The following is an 8,246-nucleotide window of genomic DNA, read 5'->3' as shown; positions in this document are numbered from 1 at the left end:
CCGACCCATCCCGCGACCTCCCTGTTGAAGAAGACCATACGTTCGCCCAGCACACGCGGCAAGCGATCGCGAGCTCGCAAGGTCTCGAGTCCACCCGATACCTCTCGGTGCGCTACTCGCAGCTCCTCACCGACAACGGCGTCGTGGCGTCCGCCGGCTCCAAAGCCAACAGCCACAACGAGCAGCCGGCTCGTTCAGGAGACGTCGGGGAGCCGCAGGTTCGGGTCCGCACCGACGTCGAGCGGGGACGGCCCTTCGGAGCGCAGCCGCCACCATGCGGCGGCCGCCACCATCGCCGCGTTGTCGGTGCACATCGAGCGGCTGGGCAGGAAGGCGTGCAGCCCGTCCTCCTCGCAGGCGTCCAGCACCCGCTCGCGCAGCTGGGAGTTCGCCGCCACACCGCCGGCCAGGGCCAGCCCTCTCGCCCCCACCTCCCGGGCCGCTCGGCGAGCCTTGGTGACCAGCACGTCGACCACCGCCTCCTGGAAGGAGGCGGCCACGTCCGCGGTGCCCACCTCGGGGTGCTTGCGGACGTGGTTGACCACCGCGGTCTTGAGCCCGCTGAAGGAGAAGTCGTAGCCCTCGTCCCGCATCGCCCGAGGGAAGGCGATCGCATCGGGCGCGCCCTGCATGGCCAGGTGATCGATCGCCGGTCCCCCGGGATAGCCCAGCCCAAGGAACCGGGCGACCTTGTCGAACGCCTCTCCGGCCGCATCGTCGATGGTGGAACCGAGCACCCGGTAGCGACCGTGACCCTCCATCAGCACCAGCATCGTGTGGCCGCCCGACACCAGCAGGACCACCACCGGCAGCTCGAGCTCCGGCTCCTCGAGCAGCGCGGCGTACAGGTGGGCCTCGAGGTGGTTCACGGCCACGAACGGCACACCCCACACCAACGCGAGGGCCTTGGCGGCGCTCACCCCGACCAGCAGCGAACCGATGAGCCCCGGGCCCACCGTCGCTCCCACCGCGTCCAGACCGTCGTCGGTGATGCCGGCCTCGACCAGCGCGCCGGCGATGACGGGGACCAGCAGCTCCACGTGGGCCCGGCTGGCGATCTCGGGCACCACGCCTCCGAAACGGGCGTGCAGGTCGACCTGGCTCGACACCACCGACGAGAGGACCTCCCGGGCATCGACCACGACCGCTGCCGCGGTGTCGTCACAGGAGGTCTCGATACCGAGGATGCGCAGGCCCTCGCGATCCGCGTAGTCGCTCACCATCCGACCTCCTCGATCTCGGTCACGGTGGGCAGGCCGGTCTCGATCGCCGCCAGCCGCTGCGCGTACTCGGCCGACCCCACGTCACTCGCCCACATGACCAGCGCGTCCTCCCCGAGGTCGCTGTAGTAGTTGGCCCGGACCCCGGCGGGCACGAAGCCGAAGCGCCGGTACAGCTGGATCGCCGGCTCGTTCGACGCCCGCACCTCCAACGTCAGGGCCTGCGCGCCCCGCTCGATGGCCTTGCGGGCCAGCACGAGCAGCATCCGGGTGGCGATGCGGCGGCCCTGCCAACGGGGATCCACCGAGATCGTGGTCACGTGGGCATCGTCACCGGCGAGCAGCGCGCCCGCGTAGCCCACCACCTCCGGCCCGACCTTGGCGACCAGGTAGATGCGACCATCGCGGGTCGCCAGCTCGCTCATGAACAACCCGAGCGACCAGCCTCGGTGCGCCACCTGGTTCTCGATCCGCAGCACCGACCGCAGGTGGCGGCGACGCATGGGCATGATCCGCACCGCGAGCGCCGCGGGATCGGTGCCGTTCGCTTCCGGCGCGCTCACCGCTCACCCATTCCTCGTGGACCAGTTCGCCTCGGCGTCGGGCTTGCGCAGGTACAGCGGCGCCAGCTCCCAGGGTTTCACGAAGTCCTCACGCAGGGCCCTCGCGTGTGCGAGTTGAACCAGCGACGTCGCCGACGGGTACGCCAGCCCCTCGTCGACCAGCTCGACCCGGGCCATCCCTTCGAACACCTCGCGGTACCGCAACGCACCGTCGCCCACGAGCAGGCACTCTTCGCCGCTGGCCATGATCTCCGAGGCGAGGTCGTCGGCCGTGCCCACCTGGTAGTCGGTGAGACGCTGCATCCCGCCGGGGACCTGTCGGTAGAACGCGTGGAACAGCTCACCCCGCCGGGCATCGATCGCGGCCACGATGAGACGGGGGGTGAATCGAACGGGGAACGCCACCAGGTCCAGGCTCGTGACCCCGATCATCGGTGCCCGCAGCGCATGAGCCATGGCCTTGGCCGCGGCGATGCCCACCCGCAGACCGGTGAACAGCCCGGGGCCCAGGTCGACGGCGACCACGCTCACCTCGGCGAGCTCGATGCGCGCCTGACGGCACGTGAACTCGATCGAAGGCGCGAGGACCTCGGTGTGCTGGCGGCCCCGCGCCGACTGGGTGGACGCCAACACCCCCTCGTGGCCCCCGACCGCCACGCTCACCTGCGGGGTGGCGGTGTCGATGCCCAGGATCAGCACGGCGCCGCTCCCTCGCCGCCCGAGCCGCCGTCGAGCACCCATCGGCCCACGGCGGCGGCGAGAGCGCGGCGGCGGCCCGACCACCGTGACCCGACCGGGGTCAGCTCGAACACCCGATCGTCATCACCCTCCCCGAAGCGGATGCGGATCTGCAGGTAGTCCGCCGGCAAGGCCGGGATGATGGCGTCGCCCCATTCCACGAGGATCACACCTCCCTCGTCGAGCAGCTCGGGCAGGCCGATGTCGATGACCTCGGCGAGCTGCTCGAGCCGGTACACGTCGAGGTGGTCGAGCAGCAGGCGCCCCCGGTAACGGCGATGGAGGGTGAAGGTGGGGCTGGTGATGCTCTCCTCCACGCCGAGTGCCCGCCCGAAGCCCTGGGCGAACGCCGTCTTGCCGGCTCCGAGGTCACCGGCGAGGAGGACGAGGTCGCCGGCTCGGGCCAGCTCGGCGACCGCCGCCGCCAGCGCCTTGGTCTCCTCGGGGCTGTGGGTGGCGGCGACGATCACGAGAGCACGATCCCGCGCTCGGCGAGCGCCTGCTTCGCCCGGACCAGGTCGGCCCGCATCTGGGCGAGCGGGGTTCCCCCGCCGCGCAGCGCGTAGGCCGGGTGCAAGGTCGGGATCAGCACACCATCACGGAAGGGGAAGGCGCGGCCCCGCAGCCTGGTGACCCCTTCGGTGGTGTCGAGCAGGAGCTGGGCGGCGAACTTGCCCAGGGTGACGACGACCTGGGGCCGGATCAGGTCGATCTGGCGCTCGAGGTACGGCCGGCAGGCGGCGATCTCGTCCGGTTGCGGGTCGCGGTTGCCGGGCGGGCGGCACTTCACCACGTTCGCGATGTAGACCCGATCGCGGGTGACGCCGAGCTCCTCCTCCAGGAGCTGATCGAGCAGCTTCCCCGACCGACCGACGAACGGGAGCCCCTGCCGATCCTCCTCGGCGCCGGGCCCTTCGCCCACGAACATCAGCGGGGCCTCGGGGTCGCCCATCCCGAAGACCACCTGGGTCCGCCCGAGCCCCGCCAGCTTGCACGCCGTGCACGACAGCGCCTCGTGGCGGAGGGTCTCGAAGGCGGTGGGCACGGCCGATCAGGCTACTGCCGGTTCGGCGATCCCGAGTCAGGCCAGCGTGCGGATGGCGCGCTCGACCGCAAGGACCGCCAGGGTGCGGACGAGGTCGGTCGCGGCCGGAACCGCCCCCGTCGCGGCCACGACCACGGCATCGCCGTCGACCAGGGTGTGGGGTGGGAACACGGCTCGGGCGATCCCGTCCTGCGCGCCGCCCGCAGCGACGAAGCAGGCGTGCTTGTCGAGCGCGGCGTTGGTGGCCACGACGCCGATCACCGTGTGCCCGAAGGCGCCTTCGACGACGCCGGCCAATCGGTGGTCGAGGCGGGTGCTCAGCGTCCCGTCGTCGACCTCCCCGAACGCGTTGACCGCGATCAGGGCCGAGACGACGACCTCACTCTCTCGCACGGTGGCCGTGCCCAGCCCTCCGGGCCTGGCGTGGTCCCGCCCCCGCCACGCGCCCGTCGTCGCGCCGGTGCCCGCGCCGACCGCACCCACCTCGATCGCCCCCGACCTCGCCTGTTCGCACGCCGCGTACCCCTCCTCCGGACCGGGACGCACGGAAGGGTCGCCGACGAGCAGGTCGAACAGCGACAGGCCGACGACGATCGGCACCGGCCCCCCGCCGGTGGGGAAGCCGCGACCGCGGGCCTCCAACCAGCGCATGACGCCGTCGGCGGCTGCCAGCCCGAAGGCCGAACCGCCCGACAGCACGACGGCGTCGATCCGATCCACCAGCCGCTCCGGTGCCAGCAGGGCGAACTCGCGGGTGGCGGGAGCGCCGCCGCGCACCTCACCCGACGCGACGGTGCCCGGTGGGAAGAGCACGACCGTGCAGCCGGTGCGGGCCACCGGGTCGGTCCAGTGCCCGACCTCGACGCCCTCGACGTCCGTGATCACCGCCCCACGCTACGAGCCGCGCCGTGCGGTCCGCTCAACGCCCGCCCGATGCCGGTCGCGCGAGGCGCCGGTAGTGCCGTTGGACCCGTGGGCCGATGCCGCACACGATCTCGTAGGCGATCGTGTCGAGGGGCCCAGCCCAGTCCTCGGCGGTGACGCGCTCGCCGCCCTGCTCACCGATCAGCACCACCTCGTCGCCGACCACCACCGGGTCGTCACCGCAGTCCACCATGAGCTGGTCCATCGTCACCACCCCCACGATCGGGCGGCGCCGACCACCGATCAGCACCCATCCGCCGACGGACCCGAGCCGGCGGGGGACACCGTCCGCGTAGCCGATGGGCACGGTGGCGACGTTCGTGTCCCGGGTGAAGCGATGGGTGAGGCCGTAGGACACCCCCTCACCGGCCCGCACCCGCTTCACCATCGACACCTCGGACACCAACGACATCGCGGGGCGCAGATCGAGCTTCCCGGCCAGCGCGGCTGACGGGGCGATGCCGTAGAGGGCGATGCCGGTACGGACCAGGTCGAACCGGGCCCGCGGGTGATCGATCGTCGCCGCCGAGTTCGCGGCGTGCAGCATCGGCGGGCGCAGACCCGAGGCATCGAGCTCAGCGACCACCCGCTCGAAGCGGTCGAGTTGCTCGTCGGTGAAGGGATGCCCGGGCTCGTCGGCAACGGCGCAATGGGTCCAGACCGCTTCCAGCTCGAGCATCGGGTAACGGGCGATCTCCTTGGCCAACCCGGCCACGTCCGACGGCGACGCTCCCACCCGGTTCATGCCGGTGTCGACCTTGAGGTGGGTCACGGCCCGAACCCCGAGCCGCTCCGCGGCCGAGGCCAACCCTTCGACGCCCTCACGGGTGTACACGGTCGTACGCAGCCCGTACCGCACCGCGGCTTCGAGATCGGAGGAGCGAGGCTGTGAGAGGAGCAGGATCGGCACGTCGATCCCCGCTTTGCGCAGCACCTCTCCCTCCTCCACGAGCGCCACCCCCAGCCACGAGGCGCCGGCGCCGAGTGCGGCCTCGCTGACGGCGATCGCGCCGTGCCCGTAGCCGTCGGCCTTCACCACCGCGCAGAGCTCCGCCGGTGCGGCGAGCTCGGCGAGCACGGCCACGTTGTGCGCGATCGCACCCAGGTCGATCTCGGCGCGGGTGGCTCGCATCGGGGTCAGGAGGAGCGGTCGCGATCGCCGATGCCGGCCACGACCGCCCGGACGATGTCACCTCTGGCGATGATGCCGACCAGCGCGCCTTCGTCGTCGACCACCGGCAAGCGGGACACGTCGTGGTCGTGCATCAGGGTCGCGGCATCCTCGATGGTGTCATCGGGCTTACAGGTGATCGGCTTCGCGGTCATCACCTCACCCACCGTCGCCCCGAGCGCCTTCTCGATCGACTCGTCGAGCTTGCGCTCGCTGAACGGCATGGTGACGTTGACGCCGAGGAAGTTGACGATCGTGGGGAAGTGGAGTCGAGCCTCCTCCACGATGAGGTCGCCCGTCGACAGCATGCCCACGACATGCCCGGCCCCGTCGACCACGGGGCCGGCGTCCACGCCGCGCTCGACCAGCCGCCCCATCGCGTCCTGCACGTTCTCGTCGGGGGTGAAGGACACGACGTCGGTGGTCATCACCTCGCGCACGGGCATGTCGCGCAGCATCCGGCTCCTCCTGGCTCGATCGGCTCGCTCAGTCGGCGGCGTACCGCCCGAGCACCTCCGGCAGGTGCTCGACGAGGTCGCTGGCCACGAGACCTCGGCGCCAGCCTAGGTCTCCGGCCTCACCGTGGATGAATGCGGCTGTGGCCGCGGCGCGGAACGGATCGAGCCCGGTGGCGCACAGCGCGCCGATCACCCCGGCGAGCACGTCGCCCGTGCCGAGGGTGGCGAGACGGGCATCGCCGGTGGCGCTGAGCAGCACCCGGCCGTCCGGCGCGGCCACGATCGTCGCCGGCCCCTTGAGCAGGACCACCGCGCCCAGGCGCGCCGCGAGTGCCCGGGCGGAGCCCAGGCGGTCGGGACCGGGAGGTGCCCCGGCCAGGCGGGCGAACTCACCGTCGTGAGGGGTGAAGACCGTCGAGGGACCGGCCACCTCGGCGGCCGACGAGCCCAGCAGGGTGATCGCGTCGGCATCCACCACCACGGGCACGTCACGCTGGGCCACCACGGCCCGCACGTCGCCACGGTGTCCGTCGTCCAACCCGAGCCCGTTGCCGAGCACCAGCGCCCGGAAGCGGCGGTGATCGGCCAGCACCTCCGACGACCAACCCCGGGGGGGCAGCTCGACACCCACCACTTCGAGGGGCTTCGCCGCCGGGACCCCACCGGGGGAAGCCCACCGCACGTAGCCCGCACCGGCTCGCAACGCGGCGCTCGCGGCCAAGGCAGCCGCTCCTTCCATCCCGGGGCTCCCACCGATCACGCACACCGCCGATCGCCACTTGTGGGCGCTCGGGTCGCGCCGAGGCACCCACGACGCGAGGTCTGCTGATTCCACCAGCTGCGCCGACGCCGAGGAGGTGTCGAGCCCGATGTCCGCCAGCTCGACCACGCCCGCGTACGAGGCCCCTGGCTCGAGCACCAGCCCGGGCTTGAGGGCCGCGAAGGTCACGGTGCGATCGGCGCGCAGCACCCGCTCGGAGGCTTCCCCGGTCAGACCGGAGACCCCCGAGGGGATGTCGACCGCCAGCACCCGCTGGCCGGGCACCACGGCGGGTGCCCGGTACGCACCCCGGAACCCGGTGCCGAACGCGGCGTCGATCACCAGGTCACAGGCCGGGAGGTGCGTGGGGGCCGCGAGGGCGTCGAGCACCGAGACCCGCACCCCCCGGGCCCGCAGCAGGCGAGCAGCCTCCCGGCCGTCGTTGCCGTTGTTGCCCTTGCCCGCCAGGACCACCACCCGGCGGCCGTAGGCGCCGCCGAGCAGCTCGAGAGCGGCGCGGGCCACCGCCCAGCCGGCCCGACCGATGAGCACCTCGACCGGCTCGGGCGCCTCCCGGTCGATGGCGGCCATCTCCTCGGGGGTCACAACGGGGATCACGACGGCCCCTCCCCCAGCGCCATCACGATGGCCTGGGCCAGGTGGTCGGTGTGGGTGAGGGTCAGCAGCCAACGCTCCACGCCCCGGCCCGCGGCCAGCTCGGCGGCCTGCCCGTGCAGGAGCAGCGAGGGCTCCCCTGACTCGGCTCGCAGCACCTCGATGTCTCGGAAGGCCATCCCGCCGATACCGAGGCCCATCGCCTTGAGCACCGCCTCCTTGGCCGCGAAGCGCACCGCGAACCGCTCCACCGGATCGCCGCGGCGCAGCGCGTACGCCTGCTCGCCAGGGGTGAAGAGCCGGTCGACGATCGACGGCGTGCGTTCGAGGGTCACCCGGAACCGATCGAGCTCGACCAGGTCAGCGCCGATGCCGATCACGGACACGTGGCCCTGCTCCTCGAGGTCACGACCGCCAGCGCTCGGCCAGGTCGTACACGGGATCGGTCATGAGCTCGACCAGCGGGATGTCGGTCAGCAGGTCGTCACGGAAGGTCGGCTCCGTCTCCGTGACGGCGTCGCGCAGGGCCTGGTACCGGCCGCGGTAGCCCTGCAGCACGGCTCGGAGCGTGGGCAACGGGAGCGACTCCACCAGCCGGACGTGCAGGAGCGTCAGGCCGGTCGGTTGGTTGTCCTTGACCTCCGGCACGATCACGACCGTGCGGCCGTCGCTGCGGCCACGGGCCAGCAGCACCATGCGCTCGGTGGCCACCCGGCGCTTGGTGCCCCGCAGGGCCGGGTTGTCGTCGGTGC

General features: G+C 72.3%; 11 protein-coding genes. All 11 read right to left on the bottom strand.

The features are described 5' to 3' along the window. Positions 1-194: 194 nt before the first annotated feature. Complete coding sequence (gene tsaD, locus V7004_RS14165; protein WP_334144778.1) at positions 195-1,220, bottom strand: tRNA (adenosine(37)-N6)-threonylcarbamoyltransferase complex transferase subunit TsaD; 1,026 nt, start codon at positions 1,218-1,220, stop codon at positions 195-197. Further along, positions 1,217-1,783 (bottom strand): ribosomal protein S18-alanine N-acetyltransferase, encoded by a 567-nt coding sequence (rimI, locus tag V7004_RS14160; protein ID WP_334144777.1) that lies wholly within the window; start codon positions 1,781-1,783, stop codon positions 1,217-1,219. Before rimI ends, tsaD begins: the two co-directional genes overlap by 4 nt. Before the next feature lie 3 nt (positions 1,784-1,786). Beyond that, on the bottom strand, positions 1,787-2,482 hold the full coding sequence (gene tsaB, locus V7004_RS14155; RefSeq protein ID WP_334144776.1) for a tRNA (adenosine(37)-N6)-threonylcarbamoyltransferase complex dimerization subunit type 1 TsaB: 696 nt from the start codon (positions 2,480-2,482) through the stop codon (positions 1,787-1,789). Further along, the gene (tsaE, locus tag V7004_RS14150; protein ID WP_334144775.1) at positions 2,476-2,991 is read right to left on the bottom strand and encodes a tRNA (adenosine(37)-N6)-threonylcarbamoyltransferase complex ATPase subunit type 1 TsaE; all 516 of its coding nucleotides are present in this window, start codon (positions 2,989-2,991) and stop codon (positions 2,476-2,478) included. Before tsaE ends, tsaB begins: the two co-directional genes overlap by 7 nt. Continuing rightward, the gene (locus tag V7004_RS14145; protein WP_334144774.1) at positions 2,988-3,566 is read right to left on the bottom strand and encodes a uracil-DNA glycosylase; all 579 of its coding nucleotides are present in this window, start codon (positions 3,564-3,566) and stop codon (positions 2,988-2,990) included. The genes tsaE and V7004_RS14145 overlap by 4 nt, the downstream gene beginning before the upstream one ends. Positions 3,567-3,602: 36 nt before the next feature. After that, the gene (locus tag V7004_RS14140; protein ID WP_334144772.1) at positions 3,603-4,451 is read right to left on the bottom strand and encodes a P1 family peptidase; all 849 of its coding nucleotides are present in this window, start codon (positions 4,449-4,451) and stop codon (positions 3,603-3,605) included. Between the two features lie 34 nt (positions 4,452-4,485). Further along, positions 4,486-5,622, bottom strand: coding sequence for an alanine racemase (alr, locus tag V7004_RS14135; RefSeq protein WP_334144770.1), 1,137 nt, complete (start codon positions 5,620-5,622; stop codon positions 4,486-4,488). Positions 5,623-5,627: 5 nt separating this feature from the next. Further along, complete coding sequence (locus tag V7004_RS14130) at positions 5,628-6,119, bottom strand: CBS domain-containing protein (RefSeq protein WP_334144769.1); 492 nt, start codon at positions 6,117-6,119, stop codon at positions 5,628-5,630. 28 nt (positions 6,120-6,147) lie between these two features. Further along, complete coding sequence (locus V7004_RS14125; protein WP_334144768.1) at positions 6,148-7,497, bottom strand: NAD(P)H-hydrate dehydratase; 1,350 nt, start codon at positions 7,495-7,497, stop codon at positions 6,148-6,150. After that, the gene (locus V7004_RS14120; protein WP_334144767.1) at positions 7,494-7,880 is read right to left on the bottom strand and encodes a holo-ACP synthase; all 387 of its coding nucleotides are present in this window, start codon (positions 7,878-7,880) and stop codon (positions 7,494-7,496) included. Before V7004_RS14120 ends, V7004_RS14125 begins: the two co-directional genes overlap by 4 nt. A gap of 19 nt (positions 7,881-7,899) precedes the next feature. After that, a partial coding sequence (locus V7004_RS14115; RefSeq protein WP_334144766.1) for a hypothetical protein occupies positions 7,900-8,246 on the bottom strand: 347 nt, incomplete at its 5' end.

This window comes from Rhabdothermincola sp. (assembly GCF_036846205.1).
GTDB lineage: Bacteria > Actinomycetota > Acidimicrobiia > Acidimicrobiales > Acidimicrobilacustridaceae > Rhabdothermincola.
The sequence above is the reverse complement of the archived record's forward strand: the minus strand, read 5'-3'. Positions and strand labels throughout refer to the sequence as shown.

Coding starts and splice junctions, on each gene's coding strand:
- alr (WP_334144770.1), bottom strand. CDS start 5,622: ATGCGAGCCACCCGCGCCGAGATCGACCTGGGTGCGATCGCGCACAAC.
- V7004_RS14130 (WP_334144769.1), bottom strand. CDS start 6,119: ATGCTGCGCGACATGCCCGTGCGCGAGGTGATGACCACCGACGTCGTG.